Source organism: Mycobacterium sp. DHQP2018-32-09, assembly GCF_058148405.1.
Map to the genome: position 1 here is coordinate 80,501 of NZ_JBYVYK010000005.1, position 16,221 is coordinate 96,721.

The 16,221-nt window shown below is 69.4% G+C and carries 14 protein-coding genes; 9 read left to right on the top strand and 5 right to left on the bottom strand.

Annotated features, from left to right (window positions below; translation table 11 throughout):
* Window positions 1–79: 79 nt before the first annotated feature.
* The 3 genes from AC30CM_RS04270 to AC30CM_RS04280 form a co-directional block, all read right to left on the bottom strand.
* Entirely contained in the window at window positions 80–1,612 is a 1,533-nt protein-coding gene (locus AC30CM_RS04270) for a GMC family oxidoreductase (protein WP_490115576.1), read from the bottom strand.
* Complete coding sequence (locus AC30CM_RS04275) at window positions 1,612–3,177, bottom strand: APC family permease (RefSeq protein WP_490115577.1); 1,566 nt, start codon at window positions 3,175–3,177, stop codon at window positions 1,612–1,614. The genes AC30CM_RS04270 and AC30CM_RS04275 overlap by 1 nt, the downstream gene beginning before the upstream one ends.
* Before the next feature lie 79 nt (window positions 3,178–3,256).
* Window positions 3,257–4,744, bottom strand: coding sequence for an aldehyde dehydrogenase family protein (locus AC30CM_RS04280; protein ID WP_490115578.1), 1,488 nt, complete (start codon window positions 4,742–4,744; stop codon window positions 3,257–3,259).
* 150 nt (window positions 4,745–4,894) lie between these two features.
* Between AC30CM_RS04280 and AC30CM_RS04285 the strand changes: the two genes are divergently transcribed.
* Both AC30CM_RS04285 and AC30CM_RS04290 read left to right on the top strand, forming a co-directional pair.
* Complete coding sequence (locus AC30CM_RS04285; RefSeq protein WP_490115579.1) at window positions 4,895–5,074, top strand: antitoxin VbhA family protein; 180 nt, start codon at window positions 4,895–4,897, stop codon at window positions 5,072–5,074.
* Window positions 5,075–5,653, top strand: coding sequence for a Fic/DOC family protein (locus AC30CM_RS04290; RefSeq protein ID WP_490115580.1), 579 nt, complete (start codon window positions 5,075–5,077; stop codon window positions 5,651–5,653).
* Window positions 5,654–5,696: 43 nt separating this feature from the next.
* Here AC30CM_RS04290 and AC30CM_RS04295 read toward each other — a convergent pair whose 3' ends face one another.
* Complete coding sequence (locus tag AC30CM_RS04295; protein WP_490115581.1) at window positions 5,697–6,347, bottom strand: GntR family transcriptional regulator; 651 nt, start codon at window positions 6,345–6,347, stop codon at window positions 5,697–5,699.
* Window positions 6,348–6,490: 143 nt separating this feature from the next.
* Between AC30CM_RS04295 and AC30CM_RS04300 the strand changes: the two genes are divergently transcribed.
* Both AC30CM_RS04300 and AC30CM_RS04305 read left to right on the top strand, forming a co-directional pair.
* Window positions 6,491–7,159, top strand: coding sequence for a GntR family transcriptional regulator (locus tag AC30CM_RS04300; protein ID WP_490115582.1), 669 nt, complete (start codon window positions 6,491–6,493; stop codon window positions 7,157–7,159).
* A 139-nt stretch (window positions 7,160–7,298) separates the two neighbouring features.
* On the top strand, window positions 7,299–7,928 hold the full coding sequence (locus AC30CM_RS04305) for a GntR family transcriptional regulator (protein WP_490115626.1): 630 nt from the start codon (window positions 7,299–7,301) through the stop codon (window positions 7,926–7,928).
* Window positions 7,929–8,008: 80 nt separating this feature from the next.
* On the opposite strand, the gene AC30CM_RS04310 is transcribed toward AC30CM_RS04305, so the two are convergent.
* A complete protein-coding gene (locus tag AC30CM_RS04310; RefSeq protein WP_490115583.1) occupies window positions 8,009–10,468 on the bottom strand; it encodes a GcvT family protein in 2,460 nt (819 codons plus the stop codon).
* Window positions 10,469–10,639: 171 nt separating this feature from the next.
* On the opposite strand from AC30CM_RS04310, the gene AC30CM_RS04315 reads away from it, so the two are divergent.
* From AC30CM_RS04315 to AC30CM_RS04335, 5 genes are all read left to right on the top strand, one after another.
* Entirely contained in the window at window positions 10,640–11,422 is a 783-nt protein-coding gene (locus AC30CM_RS04315; RefSeq protein ID WP_490115584.1) for an IclR family transcriptional regulator, read from the top strand.
* A gap of 205 nt (window positions 11,423–11,627) precedes the next feature.
* On the top strand, window positions 11,628–13,178 hold the full coding sequence (locus AC30CM_RS04320; RefSeq protein ID WP_490115627.1) for a BCCT family transporter: 1,551 nt from the start codon (window positions 11,628–11,630) through the stop codon (window positions 13,176–13,178).
* A 239-nt stretch (window positions 13,179–13,417) separates the two neighbouring features.
* Window positions 13,418–13,783: a bifunctional 3-phenylpropionate/cinnamic acid dioxygenase ferredoxin subunit gene (locus AC30CM_RS04325; protein ID WP_490115585.1), complete on the top strand. Its 366-nt coding sequence runs from the start codon at window positions 13,418–13,420 to the stop codon at window positions 13,781–13,783.
* On the top strand, window positions 13,780–14,976 hold the full coding sequence (locus AC30CM_RS04330) for an NAD(P)/FAD-dependent oxidoreductase (protein ID WP_490115586.1): 1,197 nt from the start codon (window positions 13,780–13,782) through the stop codon (window positions 14,974–14,976). Before AC30CM_RS04325 ends, AC30CM_RS04330 begins: the two co-directional genes overlap by 4 nt.
* A 53-nt stretch (window positions 14,977–15,029) precedes the next feature.
* Complete coding sequence (locus AC30CM_RS04335; protein WP_490115587.1) at window positions 15,030–16,166, top strand: aromatic ring-hydroxylating oxygenase subunit alpha; 1,137 nt, start codon at window positions 15,030–15,032, stop codon at window positions 16,164–16,166.
* Window positions 16,167–16,221: the final 55 nt, after the last annotated feature.

Genomic DNA, 16,221 nt, shown 5'->3' on the forward strand with positions numbered 1-16,221 from the left:
GGCGGGCGCCCAGGTAGCTCTCCAGGGCCTGCGTCTGGACCTGGATCCGGATCTCGGCCTCGTCGTCGACCACCGCCGGTCAACGTCCGCGGATCAGGTCAGCGCACCTCTCCGCCATCGTCATCACCGTGATGTTGGGATTCACCGCGGGCAGCTTGGGCATGGCCGACGCGTCGACCACCCGCAGCCGGTCGACGCCCTTGACGCGCAGCTGCGGATCCAGCACCGCCACTGGGTCGTCGGCAGCTCCCATCCGCGCGGTCGCCGCCGGGTGGTACACGGTGTTGTGGCAGCGGTGCACGTAGTCCAGCAGCTCGTCGTCGGTCACGGCGTCGGGACCGGGTGCCAGTTCGCGCGCGATCCACGGCCGTAGCGGCGCCTGCTTGGCGATCGTGCGGGCCAGGCGCAGCCCGGCGAGCATGATCCGGTCGTCGTATCCCTCGGGGTCGGTGAAGTACCGCGGATCCACCCGTGCCCGGTCCCGGAAGTCCCGGCTGCGCAGGCGCACCGTGCCCCTGGACCGCCCCTGGGTCACGTTGGGCGTCAGACAGAATCCGTTATCGGTGGTGGGATAGCCGTGGCGCAGCGTGTTCATGTCGAACGGCACGCTGCCGTAGTGCATCATCAGGTCGGGCTGTGCGACGCCCTCGTCGACGGTGGTGAACAGTCCGATCTCCCACCACTGGGTGGACGTGGTGACCATGGGCTTGGCGGCTTCCCAGAACACCAGGCCTTCGACGTGGTCGTCCAGGTTGGACCCCACCCCCGGGGAGTCGACGCGCACCGGGATGCCCATCTCGCGCAGGTGCGCCGTGGGCCCGATTCCCGACAGCATCAACAACTTCGGCGTGTCGATGGCCCCGGCGGTGACGATCACCTCCCGGCGTGCGGTGACGGTGTCGTAGCCGGTGAGGTCGGGGCGTTGGTAGCGCACCCCGGTGGCCGCATTGGCCTCGTCGAACAGGATCTCCGACACCCAGCAGTGGGTGCGCACCTCGAGGTTGGTCCGGGTACCGAGGATGGGGTGCAGGAAGGCGTGGGACGTCGACATGCGGGTGCCGTCCTCGGCGGCGTTGATCTGGAACCAGCCCGCGCCGTTGCGCACCGTCGAGCCGCGGTTGAACGCCACCGTCGGCAGTCCCGCCAGCGCGGCGGCCTCGAGAACCGCGGTACCGCAAGGATCCTCGGGCGGCACGTCGCGCAGCAGCACCGTCTTGGTGAGGCGTTCGGTGAGCGGCAGCACGTCGGCGGCACCCCACCCGGAGGCGCCCATGGTGACCCACTCGTCGAGGGCCTCGGCGGGCGGCCAGAACGCGATGCACGAGTTGTGCGACGAACACCCGCCGAGCACCTTGGCCCTCGCGTGCCGCATGAACGAGTTGCCGCGCTCCTGGGGCTCCACCGGGTAGTCCCAGTCGTAGCCCGAATCCAACAGGTGCATCCACTCACGCAGGACCAGGATCGCGTCGTCGCCGACGTCGGACGGTCCCGCCTCGACCAGGCAGACGGTGACGTCGGGATCCTCCGACAGCCGGGCGGCGAGCACGCAGCCCGCCGTACCGCCGCCGGCGATGACGTAGTCGAAGGTGGTCGTGTCAGACGTGTCCGTCATCAGGCCTTTCCTGCCAGTTCGTCGGGGCCCGCCTCGGCCTTGGTCTGCGCGGCATGCGATTTCAACGTCCCGATGTGGTGGCGGCCCTTGAGGGCGTACCACAGTAGCCCGGAGCCGAGGATCACGCCGATGTAGACGAAGGCGCCCCACGTGTTGTACCAGGGGTCGCCGTAGACGTCGACGCGCGGCCAGGCCAGGTTGAGGGCCATCGTCGCGCCCCACAGCACTGCGAACACGTTGACGGGCAGACCCCACCTGCCCATGGTGAAGTACCCGCCCTCGGCGAGATCCTTGGGTGGCCACTGGCCCTGGAGACGCTTCTTGAGCATCGGGCCGGTCACCATGAGGTAGGCCAGGTAGATCATGATGATGGCGATCGACGTCAGCACCGTGAAGATCTTGGGCTGGCCGATGTTGATGGCGAGGATGACGGCCGCGATGATCCCGATGGTGACCGCGGGCACGATGGGCGTCTGGGTCTTCGGGTTGACCGTCGCGAGCTTCTCGCCGAACGGTAGGGCGTTGTCGCGGGCCATCGCGAAGGTCAGCCGGATGGCGGCGGTGTGCACGGCCAGGGTGCACACCGTCACCGCCACCACGATGCAGACCAGGAACACCTTGCCCAGCGGGCCCCACATCACCTGCTCGACGATGTACTGCAGGCCACCGCTGCTCTCGCCGATCTGCGGGTCGGAGAGGTCCGGGGCCGACATCACGGCGAACACCAGGATGCCGCCGCCGATGACGAACGACGCAAGGATGGCCCGGAAGATGGCCTTGGGTGCGGTCTTTCGTGGCTCGACGGTCTCCTCGCCCAGTGAGCTGGCGGTGTCGAAGCCGTACATGACGTAGAGCGATGCCAGCGAGGCGACGAAGAACACACCGAGGTAGCCCAGGCTGCCACCGGTGCCGTAGCCCTCGGTGGAGAAGAAGACGTCCGGCCCGCGCTTGACGTTGATCGCCAGGATGATGACGATCAGCACCGCGGCGATCAGTTCGATGAACACGCCGGCGCTGTTGATCAGCGACATCAGCTTCACCCCGAGCGCGTTGATCAACGTGGTGAACACGATGAGCACGGTGCCGAGAACCACGGCGTTGGTGGCGAAGTCGTAGGTTCCGGTGCCGTCACCGATGATCTGGAAACCGCTCCACAGCCGCGGGAGGTTCAGCTGGTAGGCCAGCACCACCGCCGAGATCGTCACGATGGACGCCGTCAGCATCAGCCAGCCCGACGTCCATCCGACGAGGCGGCTGCCGAGCTTCTTGCTCCAGTTGTAGACGGACCCGGCGACGGGATACTTGGCGGCGAGTTCCATGAAGCACAGCGCCACCGCCATTTGCCCCACGAAGACCATGGGCCACGACCAGAGGTAGGCGGGGCCGCCCGTGCCGAAGCCGAAGTAGAACAGCTGGAACGTGCCGGTGAGGATCGAGATGTAGCTGACGCCGGCCGCGAAGCTCGCGAACTTGCCGATGCTGCGGTCGAGGGACTCCTTGTAGCCGAAGTCGCCGAGGCCGTGGGTGTCTGAGGAGTCGGGGGAGGAGGGGACCGAAGGTGTCATGGGTGTGCCCTTTCGATGGACTGGTGCGCGGGAGCAGCGACGACGGCGATGTCTGCGACGCCGGTGCCGCGCACCGGGGTCATGCGGTGAACCAGCCCACCTCCTTCTGTTCCGTACTGGTCCAGATGTGTTTCTGCTCTTGGTATTCCGCCAGTCCGGTGGGTCCGAGTTCGCGACCGTTGCCGGACCGGCCGAAGCCGCCCCATTCGGCTGCTGCGGTGTAGACGCCGAAGTCGTTGACCCACACCGTGCCGTGGCGCAGCGCGCGGGCGACGCGCTCGGCGCGGGCCGGATCGCCGGTGCGCACACCTGCGGCCAGCCCGTAGCTGGTGTCGTTCCCCAGCGCGATGGCCTCGGCTTCGCTGCCGAACCGCTCCACGGTGAGGATGGGGCCGAACGTCTCTTCGGTGACGACCCGCATGCTCCGGTCACAGTGGTCGAAGATGGTTGGTGGATAGTAACTTCCGCCGGCGTACTTGGCAGCGCTCGGCCGCCGGCCGCCGGTGACCAGCGTGGCGCCCTCCTCGATGCCGAGGGCGACGTAGCGTTCCACCTTCTCGCGGTGGGCCATCGACACCAGGGGGCCGGTCTGGCTGGCGGGGTCCATGCCGTCGCCGAAGCGGATGGCCTCGGCCCGCGGAATGAGCGCGGCGACGAAGTCGTCGGCGATGGAGTCCTCGACGATGAGCCGGGTACCCGCCGAGCACACCTGCCCCGAATGCAGGAACACTCCGGTCACCACGGCGTCGATGGCACTGGCGCGGTCGGCGTCGGCGAAGACGACGTGCGGATTCTTGCCGCCCAACTCCAGGGCGACCCTGGTGACGTGCGGGGCGGCCGCGCGCGCGATGGCGGCACCGGTGGCGGCACCGCCGGTGAACGAGATGAGGTCGACGTCGGCGTTGTCGGTGAGCGCGTCACCGACGTGGGCGCCGCTGCCCTGGATCAGGTTGACCACGCCCGCGGGGACGCCGGCTTCCTCGATCAGCCGGACCAGCGCGACGGTGCTGAGCGGGGTCACCTCGCTGGGCTTGAGCACCATGGTGCAGCCCGCCCCCAAGGCGGGTGCCACCTTCCAGGCGATCTGCAGGAGCGGATAGTTCCAGGGCGCGATCAGGACGCAGACGCCCACGGGTTCGCGCACCACACGGCTGATGATGGTCGGATCGCCCACGTCGACCAGTCGGTCGGAGGCGACGGCGACGAGGTGGGCGTAGTAGCGGAACACCGAGATCACGTCGTCGATGTCGATGTGGCTCTCGCGCAGGGTCTTTCCGGTGTCAAGGGTCTCGGTGCGCGCGATGTCGTCGCGATCGCGGTCGAGCAGGTCGGCGATGCGCGCCAGGATCGCCACGCGCTCGGAGGCCGGCGTGTGCGGCCAGGGGGAGTCGTCGAACGCCCGGCGCGCGGCCGCGACGGCCGCTCGGGCGTCGTCGGGGCCGGCCTCGGCGACCACGGCGACGACGCTGCCGTCGGCGGGGTTGACGATCTCGCGGGCACCGCCGTCGGCTGCGGGAAGCCACGCGCCGTCGACGTAGAGGACGGGTTCGATGGAGGTGGACGTCATGTCGCCCCTTCTGCTGGGAGTCCGCAGCGCACCCGAGTTCGACGGTGGATTCCGGGAAGGCGTGCGGCCGATCTCGAATATGATCGTGATCACTCTTCACTGTCAATAGTCGATCAGTCATCGACATGAGAAATATCAGTTGGAGGTCACATGGGCCGCGATGATGCCGTCGCGGCCGCCGTGCACACCGCACGCCTGGAGGCGGGCGGCCCGACGGCGGCGCTGGCCGCAGACCTCGATCGCTATCGGCGGGGTGAGCTGGACGCGGCCGAGCTGGTGCGCCGCACCCTTGCTCGACATGCGGTGCCGGGACATCCGGACGGCGGCTGAGTGCGCGAGCGCGTCACGTACCTCGACGCCGACACCGGGGTGCTGAGCAACCTTCTCGGCGCGCGCACCGAGGAGGGGCTTGCCGTCGCCGAACACGACATCGTGATCGTGCGGCACGTGCAACTCACCGAGCAGCCGCTGCCGGGCGACCTCGACTTCGAGCACCTGCGGGCCATGCACCGCTTCCTCTTCGGCGACGTCTATCCGTTCGCGTGCGAGGTGCGCCGGGTCGATCTGCGCAAGGTCGGCGACCCCATGCGTCCGTTCGCCCCCGCCAGGGTCATCGAGGCCATGGCGTCGCGGATCTTCGCGGAGTTGCGTGCCGACGAGTTCCTGGCGGGGCGGTCGCGTTCGGAGTTCGTCGACGGGCTGGAGCAGTACTTCACCACCCTCAACTTCCTGCACCCCTTCCGGGAGGGCAACGGGCGCACGCTGCGGCTGTTCCTCGCCGAGCTGGCCGTGCGTGCGGGATGGACTTTGGACTGGACGCGGATCGATCGCGCCGAGAACCTGGCGGCATCGTGCGACCCCGTGTGCCGGGCTCGAGAGATGCTCGACCGCGTGGTGGCGGGGAACTGACACCCGCCGGATCAGCACCCCGCTGGATCAGAACCCCGCCGGATCAAAACATCGTCCGGATGTCGTCCTCGAACTCTCGGACGTGCGCCTCGGCGAGTGCGCGTGCACGGACGGCGTCGCGCGCGAGGATCGCTCGTAGCACCTCGCCTTGGCCGTGCACGTGGGGGTCGAGGTCGGGCAGCCGCTCCTTGGCGAGGTTCCACATCCGCAGCGACAGGTCCAGGCTCTGCCCGAGCACGTCGAGCAGATAGGGGTTGTGCGCCATGCGGTGCACGGCGCGGTGGACCACGACGTCGAGTTCCAAGAGCGCCGCCGGGTCGGTGGTGGCGTCGAGTTCGTCGAGCAGGGCGGCGACTTCCTGCCGTTCCTCGTAGCGGGCCGCCGTGGCGGCGCGTTCCGCGGCCAGTCCCTCGAGGCGCTCGCGGAGGTCGCAGAGGGCCTCGAGATCGGCGAGGTCGAGTTCGGCGGCATAGCTGCCGCTGCGGGGGTAGATCACCACCAGCTTGCGGTGGGCGAGCCGTTTGATGGCCTCGCGCACCGGGGTGCGGCCCACGCCGAGTTCGTCGGCGAGTTGCTCCTCTTCGATGGGGGCGCCGGGTGGGATCCGCAGCGAGACGATCTTGTCGCGAATGGCCTCGAAGGCACGGTCGGACAGCAGTGGGCTGCCGGCCGGTCGGTCACCGTTCGCTCGCACCGGACGAATATACGACGCGCGCCACCTGGCATGTCAGATTGGATCTCGCCGCGTGGACGGGGCTGGCATTCCAGTACCGAGGTGTTAATATATCAGACGTCGATTAGCTACGCGCCGTGCCGGCGCACCGATGGGAGGTCGCCGTGACCCTGGTTGACCTGGTATTCGGCGCGGACGCCGAGGGCGAGACCAGTGCCGACCGGGCCTACGAGGCCGTGCGCGAGCGGCTGGTCATGCTCGAGATCAAGCCGGGAGAGCCGCTCAACGACGACCGCCTGGCCGCCGATCTCGGCACGGGACGCACGGCCGTGCGGGAGGCCCTCAAGCGGCTCGAACGCGACCGGTTGGTGGTGGCGTATCCGCGCCGCGGCACCTTCGCCACCTCCATCGACCTGACCGATCTCGCCGACATCTCCGAGATCCGCAGCCGGCTGGAGCCCATGGCGGCGGCGCGTGCCGCACGATCGGCCACCGCGGAGGCGCGTGGCAGGCTGGCCGCCCTCGGTGAGGCCATCGCCGACATCGCCGACGGCGACGACCCGCGGGAGGTGCTACGCAAGGACGTCCACGTGCACCGCGAGATCTACCGGGCATCGGGCAATCCCCATCTGGAGCAGATCCTGGTCAACCTCGACGGGCACGCCACGCGCATCTGGTGTTCGTTCCTCGATCGCTTGCCCACCGTCGCGGGCCACGTCCGCGAACACGCGGCGCTGATCGAGGCCATCGTCGACGGTGCCGAGGACCTGGCCGCCGAACTCACGCTGGCGCACGTGGCGGGATTCGAGAGAGCCGTCCGCGCCGTCCTCTGACGACCGTGACCCGGACGCGGCGCACTGATATATCATCGCTGCGTCTGGCCCGGTGCTGCGCCGCGGCCGCAACGCGTCGAAGGGACCGTTGACCGTGACCGTGGTGGGTATCGAGGAGTTCGACGCCGAGTCCGAGGGGATGTCGTTCGCGGACCGCGCGTATCTGGCGATCCGGGACAAGCTCATCATGCTCGACATCCGGCCCAACGAGGCCATCGTCGAGAGCGACCTCGCCGCCGAGCTGCAGTTCGGCCGCACGCCGGTGCGGGAGGCGCTCAAGCGGCTCGAGGCCGACCGGCTGGTGGTGTCCTTCCCGCGCCGGGGCACCTTCGCCACCGGGGTCGACGTCGCCGACCTGCGACACATCTCGCAGATCCGGGTGAACCTGGAGCCGGTCGCGGCGCGCACCGCCGCCGAGACGGCGGGGCCGACGTTGCGGATGCACCTCGAGCAACTGGCCGACAAGATCGACGCGCTGGACGTCGCGGACATCACGCGGGGCGAACTCATGCGGTGGGATCTGTCGGTGCATCGCGCGATCTACCGGGCGGCGGGCAACCCGCACCTGGAAGACGTGCTGGTGCGCTACGACAACCTCGCCACCCGCATTTTCTGCCTGTTCCTCGACCGGCTGCCGTCGGTGGCGAACCACGTCGCCGAGCACGGCAGCCTGCTGCGCGCCATCGCCGCCGGCGACGGCGACGGGGCAGCCGAGATCGCCAGGGCGCACGTCATCGGGTTCGAGGAGTCGGTGCGGGCCATCGTTTAGGGCCGCGTTTAGGGCCGCGTTTAGGGCCGCGTTCGAGGCCGCGTGTCGCGCCGGTGACGAGCCCGGTTCAGGGCCCCGATCTAGGCGCGGATCTTTGTCATCTCCGGGTCGACGAGGGGCTCGGCTGCCACCGTGGCGGAGACGCGGCGATCGAAGTACCCGATCTCGACGGCCGTGCCGACACCCGCGGTGGCAGGCAGCCACGCGTAGGCGATGGGGCGGCCCACCGTGTGCCCGAACGCGGCGCTGGTGACGTAGCCGGCCGGTTCGCCGTCGACGAAGACCGGTTCGGATCCCTGCAGCACCGTGGTGCCGTCGTCGATGGTGACGCACGCCAGGCGCCGCGAGACCGTGTCGTCGGACTTGCCCTGCAGCGCAGCGTGTCCCACGTAGCCCTGCTTCTGTGCGCGCACGGCGAATCCCAGGCCCGCCTCGAACGGATCGTGTTCGGTGGTCATGTCGGTACCCCACGACCGGTAGCCCTTTTCGATGCGCAGGCTGTTGAACGCGGCCCGGCCTGCGGCGACCACGCCGTGGCGCTGACCCTCCTCCCAGAGTGCGTCCCACAGGCGCAGGCCGTTGTCGGCCGAGGCGTACAGCTCCCAGCCCAGCTCGCCGACGTAGGACAGCCGCATGGCGGTGACGGGTACGCCGGCGATGCGAACGGCCTTGGCGCGGAAGTACTTCAGCGCGTCATTTCCGAAGTCGTCGCGGCTCAGCGCGCTCACCAGGTCGCGGGCCCGCGGTCCCCACAGGCCGATGCAGCACGTCCCGCCGGTGACGTCGCGGACGGTGACGCTGCCGTCGGGGGGAAGCAACCGCCGCAGGTAGTCCAGGTCGAGGTTGCCGTTGGCGCCCACCTGGAACAGCTGCGGCGCCAGCCGCGCGATGGTGAGATCGCTGCGGATGCCGCCGCTCTCGTCGAGCATCAGCGTGTAGGTGACCGACCCGACGGACTTGTCGAGGTTGCCGGTCACCAGCCCGTTGAGCAGGTCGAGGGCGCCCGGCCCGGAGACCTCGAGGCGTTTCAGCGGCGTCATGTCGTACATCGCGACGGCGGTGCGGGTGCGCCACGCCTCGGCCGCCGCGATGGGGGAGTGGAACATCGCGGCCCACGCGTCCCTGGCCGGTGGCTGCCATTCGGGCGGAAGATCCGCCAGCAGTGCGGCATTGGCCTCGTACCAGTGCGGCCGTTCCCAGCCGGCGGCCTCCAGGAACACTGCGCCGAGTTCGCGCTGCCTGGCGTGGAACGGGCTGATCCGCAGGTTGCGCGGCGACTCCCGCGGCTGCAGCGGGTGCAGGATGTCGTAGATCTCGACGAAGTTCTGCTGCGAGGTCTCGCTGACGTAGTCGGGGTCGAGTTGGACGTCCTCGAAGCGATGCACGTCGCAGCCGCGTAGGTCGAGTTCGGAGTGCCCCTCGGTGAGCACCTGGGCGACGGCGCGGGCGACGCCCGCGGAATGGGTCACCCACACGGCCTCGGCGATCCAGAATCCCGCGACGTCGGAAGACTCGCCGATCAGCGGGCCGCCGTCGGGGGTGAAGGAGAAGATGCCGTTGAAACCCTCTGCGATGCGCGCGGTTTCGAGGCAGGGCAGCAGCTCGCGGCAGTCCTGCCACGCGGGGGCGAAGTCGGCGTCGGTGAAGGCCAGCATCGAGGGCATGGCGTCGGCCGTGATCTCGCCGCCGGGCAGCCGTGCCAGGTCCACGGGCATGGGGCGGTGGGCGTATGACCCGATGCCCAGCCGGTCGACGTGCTCGCGGAAGTAGAGGTCGCGGTCCTGGTGTCGCAGGATCGGCAGCCCGGCCTCGGCGAGTTCGGTGTTGCGGCCCGCCAGTTCGGGCAGCGGCTCGGTTTTGGCGTACTGGTGGGCCAGCGGCAGCAGCGGCACGTCCATGCCCACGAGTTCTCCCAGTGCCGGCCCCCAGAAGCCGCCGCAGGACACCACGACGTCGGCGGGGATGGTGCCGGTGTCGGTGGTGACGCCGGTGACCCGTCCGCCCGCCTGCTCGATGCCGACCACCCGGGTGTCGCCGAGGAACACCGCGCCGCGGCCGCCCGCCCGGCGCGCCAGCGCGACCACGACGCGCGACGCCTTGGCCAAGCCGTCGGTCTGTACGTAGAAGCCGCCGAGGATGCGCTTGGGATCCAGCAGGGGGTGCAGCTTCGCGCATTCCTCGGGGTCGACGACGCGACCCTCGACGCCCCACGAGGTGGCGAAGCCCTGCCTGCGGTGCAGTTCGGCCAGGCGGGCCTCGGTGGTCGCGACCTCGAGGCCGCCCACCGGGTTGAAGCACCACGCGCCGTCGACGTCGAGTCCGGCGAACTTGTCCACGGTGTAGCGGGCGAACGCCGTCATGGTCTTCGAGGCGTTGGTCTGGAAGACCAGGCCCGGGGCGTGCGACGTCGACCCGCCGGTCAGGGGAAGGGGCCCCTGGTCGACGACGGTGACGTCGCTCCAGCCGCGTGCCGTGAGTTCGTCGGCGAGGTTGGTGCCGACGATGCCGGCTCCGATGATCACGACACGCGGTGAGCCCATGTGGTTCTTCTCCTCGGGGTGCGCGACAGGTCTGGCGCAAAAGATCGACAACTGATATACCAACAGTAGGCGTCGGTGTCGACGGAGGTCAATGCCACTGTTGCGAGTGGCGCACCGAGTTGCGCATGACGTAACGACTTGGGCGTATCCGTTTGCCGATACTGTGGCGCCATGACCCGCGCGCGTTCGGAACCCTCCAGCGGCGGTGTCCAGTCGGTCGACCGCGCCGTGTCGGTGCTGGAGATCCTCGCCCGCGACGGCGAGGTGGGGGTCAGCGAGATCGCCACCGAGATCGGCGTGCACAAGTCGACGGCCTTCCGGTTGCTGGGCGCGCTGGAAGAGCGCGAGCTGGTGGAACAGACCCACGATCGCGGCAAGTACCGCCTCGGGTTCGGCATCCTGCGTCTGGCGCACGCCGTGCCCGGGCAACTCGACGTCGCGCAACAGGGCCGCGAGGTGTGCGAGAAGTTGGCCGCCGACGTCGGCGAGACGGTCAACGTCGCGGTGCTGCGATCGCACTTCGCGGTGAACGTCGAACAGGTGCGGGGCCCCACCGCCGTCGGCACGCACAACTGGGTGGGCGAGATGACGCCGCTGCACGCCACGTCGAGCGGCAAGGTGCTGCTGGCCCACATGGCGCCGCGGGCGCGGCAGGACCTGGTCCGGTCCGCCGGCCTGGAACGCTTCACCACGCACACGATCACCGATGCCGAGGAATTGCTGCAACAGCTGCGGCTGGTGGCCCACGACGGGTTCGCGGTGTCCATCGAGGAGTACGAAGAGGGTCTGACGGCGGTCGCGGCTCCCATCCGCGACCATGCGGGCGAGGTGATCGCCGCGCTCAGCGTGTCGGGCCCGGTGTACCGGCTCACCGCCGAGCGCGCTCGTGACATCACGCCGATGGTGGTAGCTGCCGCCGACGAGATCGGCAAGCGGATGGGCCACCTGGGCTGAGCCCGGGCCGCCGATTTCGCGTCAGCCCTCGCGCGACAACAGATATGGGCTTAATATATCAGCCGCGCCCGGATGAGACGTAGATCACGTCGGGCCGCCTCAATGGCTGAACAGCCCCGCCTGGCAGGAGTCGCGAGTGACGGCACAGCAGGAGAATCCCGCACCCACCGGGACCGCACCCCCGGGGACCGCACCCATCGGCACCGTGACCCCGGATGCGCCGGAGTCCCCGCACGCGCGCCGGGCCGTCACCGACCCCGTGGTGTTCGGCGTCACCGCCGCGTGCGTCGTCGCCATCCTGGCCTGGGGCCTCCTACGCCCCACCGGTTTCGCCGGCACCATGTCGGCGATCCTGAACTGGGTCGTCGGGAACCTCGGATGGCTGTTCATCTTCTCGGCCACCGGGTTCGTGCTGTTCGCCCTGTGGTTGGCGATCAGCCGCTACGGGCGCATCCCGCTCGGCGCCGACGGCGAGAAGCCCGAGTTCCACACCGTCAGCTGGGTCGCGATGATGTTCAGCGCCGGCATGGGCATCGGCCTCATCTTCTGGGGGGTCACCGAGCCGCTGACGCACTTCGTCAAGCCGCCACCGGGCCTCGCGGACTCCGCGGCGGGCACCGCGTTGGCGACGGCGTTGTTCCACTGGGGTTTTCATCCGTGGTCGATGTACGCCGTCGTGGGCCTGTCGATCGCCTACGGCACCTATCGGATGGGCCGCAAGCAACTCATCAGCTCCGCGTTCACCTCGCTGTTCGGGCGCAAGCGCGTCGAAGGGCCCGTCGGCAAGGTGATCGACATCCTGGCCATCTTCGCGACGATGTTCGGCACCGCGGCATCGCTGGGCCTGGGCGCGCTGCAGATCGGTTCGGGCATCGAGGTGCTCGGCTGGGTGGACACCGCGGGCACGCTGCTGCTGGTGATGGTCGTCGCGCTGCTGACGTTGGCGTTCGTCGCCTCGGCGGTGTCCGGCATCTCACGGGGCGTGCAGTGGCTGTCCAACATCAACATGGTGCTTGCCCTCATCCTGGCGGTGTTCGTCTTCGTCGCCGGCCCGACGGTGTTGATCCTCAACCTGATTCCGACCGCGCTCGGCGACTACGCCGCCAACCTGGCGTCCATGTCGGCCCGGTCGGCGGCGGCCGGTCCCGACACCGAGACGTGGCTGTCGTCGTGGACCATCTTCTACTGGGCGTGGTGGATCTCGTGGACCCCGTTCGTGGGCATGTTCCTGGCCCGCATCAGCCGTGGGCGCACCATCCGGCAGTTCGTAATCGGCGTCATCCTGATCCCCACCACGGTGAGCCTGCTGTGGTTCGTGATCTTCGGCGGTTCGGGCATCGGCCAGCAGCGTGACGGCATCGACCTGTACGGCGACGGCGAACCCGAGTCGACGCTGTTCGGGATGCTCGACCACCTGCCGTTGGCGGCGCTGTCGTCACTGTTGGTCATGGCGCTCGTCGCGATCTTCTTCGTCTCCGGAGCCGACGCGGCGTCGCTCGTGATGGGCACGCTGTCCCAACGCGGCACGCTGCACCCCTCGCGCTGGGCGGTGACGTTCTGGGGGCTCAGTACCGGTGCGGTCGCCGTGCTGATGCTGTGGGCCGGAGGCAACGACGCCCTCAACGGGCTGCAGACCATGACGATCATCGTCGCCGCACCGTTCGTGGTGGTGATGATCGGCATGTGCGTGGCGTTGTACCTCGACGTCAAACGCGACCCGTCGATGCTCGAGCCCGCACCGCCCCGGCGGACCTGACCGGCCCTCCTGCGGCCCGCCGACGACGGCGCGCTGGGCGGTTCCGACGGCCGGAACCGCCCAGTTCGTGCTGTTCACGGCCGTGCGCGCCGAGTTGTCTGTGAGTCTGCTCCGTCCACTTGACACTCCCTGTGGCAGAGCCCACACTGTTGCGTATTACGAAGTTTGTTGCGTAATGCGCATTACACACGCAGTCAACAATTCACACCATCCCCGCGCCCTCGCCGAGAGGAGCCCTCGTGCTCGAGATCTGTCCCCTTGCCGCACTGGCCCCCGGTGAGGCGCTGCGCGTCGCCACCGAGCCGCCGATCGCCGTGTTCCACACCGAGGACGGCGAGGTGTTCGCGATCGACGACACCTGCTCGCATCAGGACGCCTCGCTGGCCGACGGTTGGCTCGAAGGGTGCGAGGTGGAATGCCCGCTGCACGCCTCCCGGTTCAACCTGCGCACCGGCGCCGTCGACGCCCCGCCGGCCAAGCTGCCGGTGCGCACGCACGCGGTCGAGGTCTCCGCCGACGGCATGATCCGCGTCGAACTGAGCACGGCCCCGCCCAACCTCCCGCCCGACGTCCGCTCGCGCCTCGGTGAGGGGGCCGGCCGATGAAGCACGTCGCCGTCATCGGGGCCTCGCTGGCCGGCCTGTCCGCCGCGCGCGCCCTGCGCGCCCAGGGGTACGACGGTGCGCTGACGGTCGTCGGCGACGAATCCCGCAGACCCTACGACCGGCCCCCGCTGTCCAAACAGTTCCTCGCCGGCGGCGTGACCGAGGCCGACCTGGCGCTCGAGGCCGACGACGACGACCTCGACGCCACCTGGGTCCTCGGCACCGCGGCCGCGGCGCTGCGCCCGTCCGCGGGCACCGTCGAACTGGCCGACGGGACCTGGCTCGACGTCGACGGCGTGGTGGTGGCCACCGGCTCGCGTGCCCGGCGCTGGCCGGGCGCGCAACTGGCGGGCGTGCACGTCGTGCGCACCATCGACGATGCCCTCGCGCTGCGGGCCGACCTCGTGCCCGGCGCCCGGCTGGTCGTCATCGGGGCGGGCTTCATCGGCGCCGAGGTGGCCTCGACCGCACGCACGCTGGGCCTGGAGGTCACCGTCATCGAGGCCGCGCCCGCGCCGCTGTCGATCCAACTCGGCGATCGCCTCGGCGCGGTGCTCGGCGGCGCGCACGCCGTCAACGGCACCCAGCTGCTGTGCGGCGTCGGCGTCGCCGGTCTCACTGGGCGAAACCGAGTGCTGCGCAACGGATCCGGCATGGGTCACGTCACCGGCGTCGATCTGGTCGACGGCAGGCACGTGCCCGCCGACGTCGTGGTCGTCGGCATCGGCGGCATCCCCAACGTCGAATGGTTGCGCGGCAGCGGTCTGGAACTCGGCAACGGCGTGCTGTGCGGCGCAGGCGGGCAGACCACGATCCCCAACGTCGTGGCCGTCGGCGACTGCGCCGCGTGGCACGACGACGCCGTCGGCGCCCCGCACCGTGTCGAACACTGGACCGGTGCGCTGGAGCGCCCCGCCACCGCCGTGGCGACGCTGTTGGCCGGCGGACTGCACCTGGGCCAGCCGGCCAAGGCGCCCTACTTCTGGTCCGACCAGTACGGCGCGCGCATCCAGTTCGCGGGCGTCGCCCGCCCCAACGACGACGTGACGATCGTCGAGGGCAGCTGCGAGGACTACTGCTTCCTGGCGACCTACCACCGCGACGGGCGGCTGGTCGCGGTCCTCGGTGTGAATCAGCCACGCCTCTTCGCCAGGATGCGCCGCCAGATCGTCGGTGCCCCAGCCCCCGTGTGACCCATCCGTTCCCGCCACACTCCCGCCCCCGATTTCCCGAGAGGACCTCTTTCGTGACCGCTGCCGTGCCGCCCGCCCCCGCGCTGCCCGAGAGTCTGATCCCCACCTTGGGTGGTCACTACTACACCGACCCCACGGTGTTCGCGCTCGAACAGGAGAAGGTGTTCGAGGCCATGTGGTTCTGCGTGGTGCACGCGGCTGATCTCGACAAGCCGGGCGCGTTCAAGACGGTTCCGGTGGGCCGGGAGAGCGTGCTGGTCACCCGGTCGCGCAAGGGTGACGTGCGCGCGTTCTACAACGTGTGCCGCCACCGCGGCGCGCGGCTGTGCACCGAGACCTCCGGCGAGGTCAAGCGCGCCTTCCAATGCCCGTACCACGCCTGGACCTACGACCTCGACGGCAAGCTGATCGCCGCGCCCAACCTCACCAAGATGCCCGACGTCGACCGCACCGAGTACGGGTTGCGACCCATCGCCGTTCGCGAGTGGCTGGGCTACGTCTGGGTGTGTCTGGCCGACGAGCCACCGGTGTTCGAGGACACCGTGATGCAGGAGGTGGTGGACCGCCTCGGTGACGTCGAGTCCATCGACCACTACGCGATCGCCGACCTGAGGCTGGGCCGCCGCATCACCTACGACGTCAAGGCCAACTGGAAGCTCATCATCGAGAACTTCATGGAGTGCTACCACTGCGCCACGATCCACCCCGAGCTCACCGAGGTGCTGCCCGAGTTCGCCGACGGCTACGCCGCCCAGTACTACGTGGGTCACGGCGCCGAATTCGGCTCCGATGTCCAAGGTTTCACGATCGACGGCTCGGCAGGGCTCGACGTCATCCCCGGGGTGACGCAGGATCAGGACCGGCGCTACTACGCCATCACGGTGCGCCCGCAGGTGTTCGTCAACCTGGTACCCGACCACGTCATCGTGCATCGGATGTTCCCCATGGCCGCCGATCACACCGTCGTCGAATGCGACTGGCTCTACCTGCCGCACGTCGTCGAGGAAGGGCGCGACGTCAGCCGCTCCGTCGAGCTGTTCCACCGCGTCAACCAACAGGACTTCGAGGCCTGCGAACGCTGCCAGCCGGCGATGGATTCGCGCACCTACCGCGACGGCGGCGTGCTGGTGCCCAGCGAGCACCACATCGGGGCGTTCCACGACTGGTTGAAGGCCACGATCTCGCAGTGAGCCGCGGGCGCGGCGACCGACGCGCCCGCAACCTTCGCGATGTACCGTAGCTCAC

Excerpts from the sequence above, each read along its gene's own strand:
- AC30CM_RS04285 (WP_490115579.1), top strand. The coding sequence starts at position 4,895 with ATGGGCCGCGATGATGCCGTCGCGGCCGCCGTGCACACCGCACGCCTG.
- AC30CM_RS04280 (WP_490115578.1), bottom strand. The coding sequence starts at position 4,744 with ATGACGTCCACCTCCATCGAACCCGTCCTCTACGTCGACGGCGCGTGG.
- AC30CM_RS04305 (WP_490115626.1), top strand. The coding sequence starts at position 7,299 with ATGTCGTTCGCGGACCGCGCGTATCTGGCGATCCGGGACAAGCTCATC.
- AC30CM_RS04310 (WP_490115583.1), bottom strand. The coding sequence starts at position 10,468 with ATGGGCTCACCGCGTGTCGTGATCATCGGAGCCGGCATCGTCGGCACC.
- AC30CM_RS04275 (WP_490115577.1), bottom strand. The coding sequence starts at position 3,177 with ATGACACCTTCGGTCCCCTCCTCCCCCGACTCCTCAGACACCCACGGC.
- AC30CM_RS04270 (WP_490115576.1), bottom strand. The coding sequence starts at position 1,612 with ATGACGGACACGTCTGACACGACCACCTTCGACTACGTCATCGCCGGC.
- AC30CM_RS04315 (WP_490115584.1), top strand. The coding sequence starts at position 10,640 with ATGACCCGCGCGCGTTCGGAACCCTCCAGCGGCGGTGTCCAGTCGGTC.
- AC30CM_RS04330 (WP_490115586.1), top strand. The coding sequence starts at position 13,780 with ATGAAGCACGTCGCCGTCATCGGGGCCTCGCTGGCCGGCCTGTCCGCC.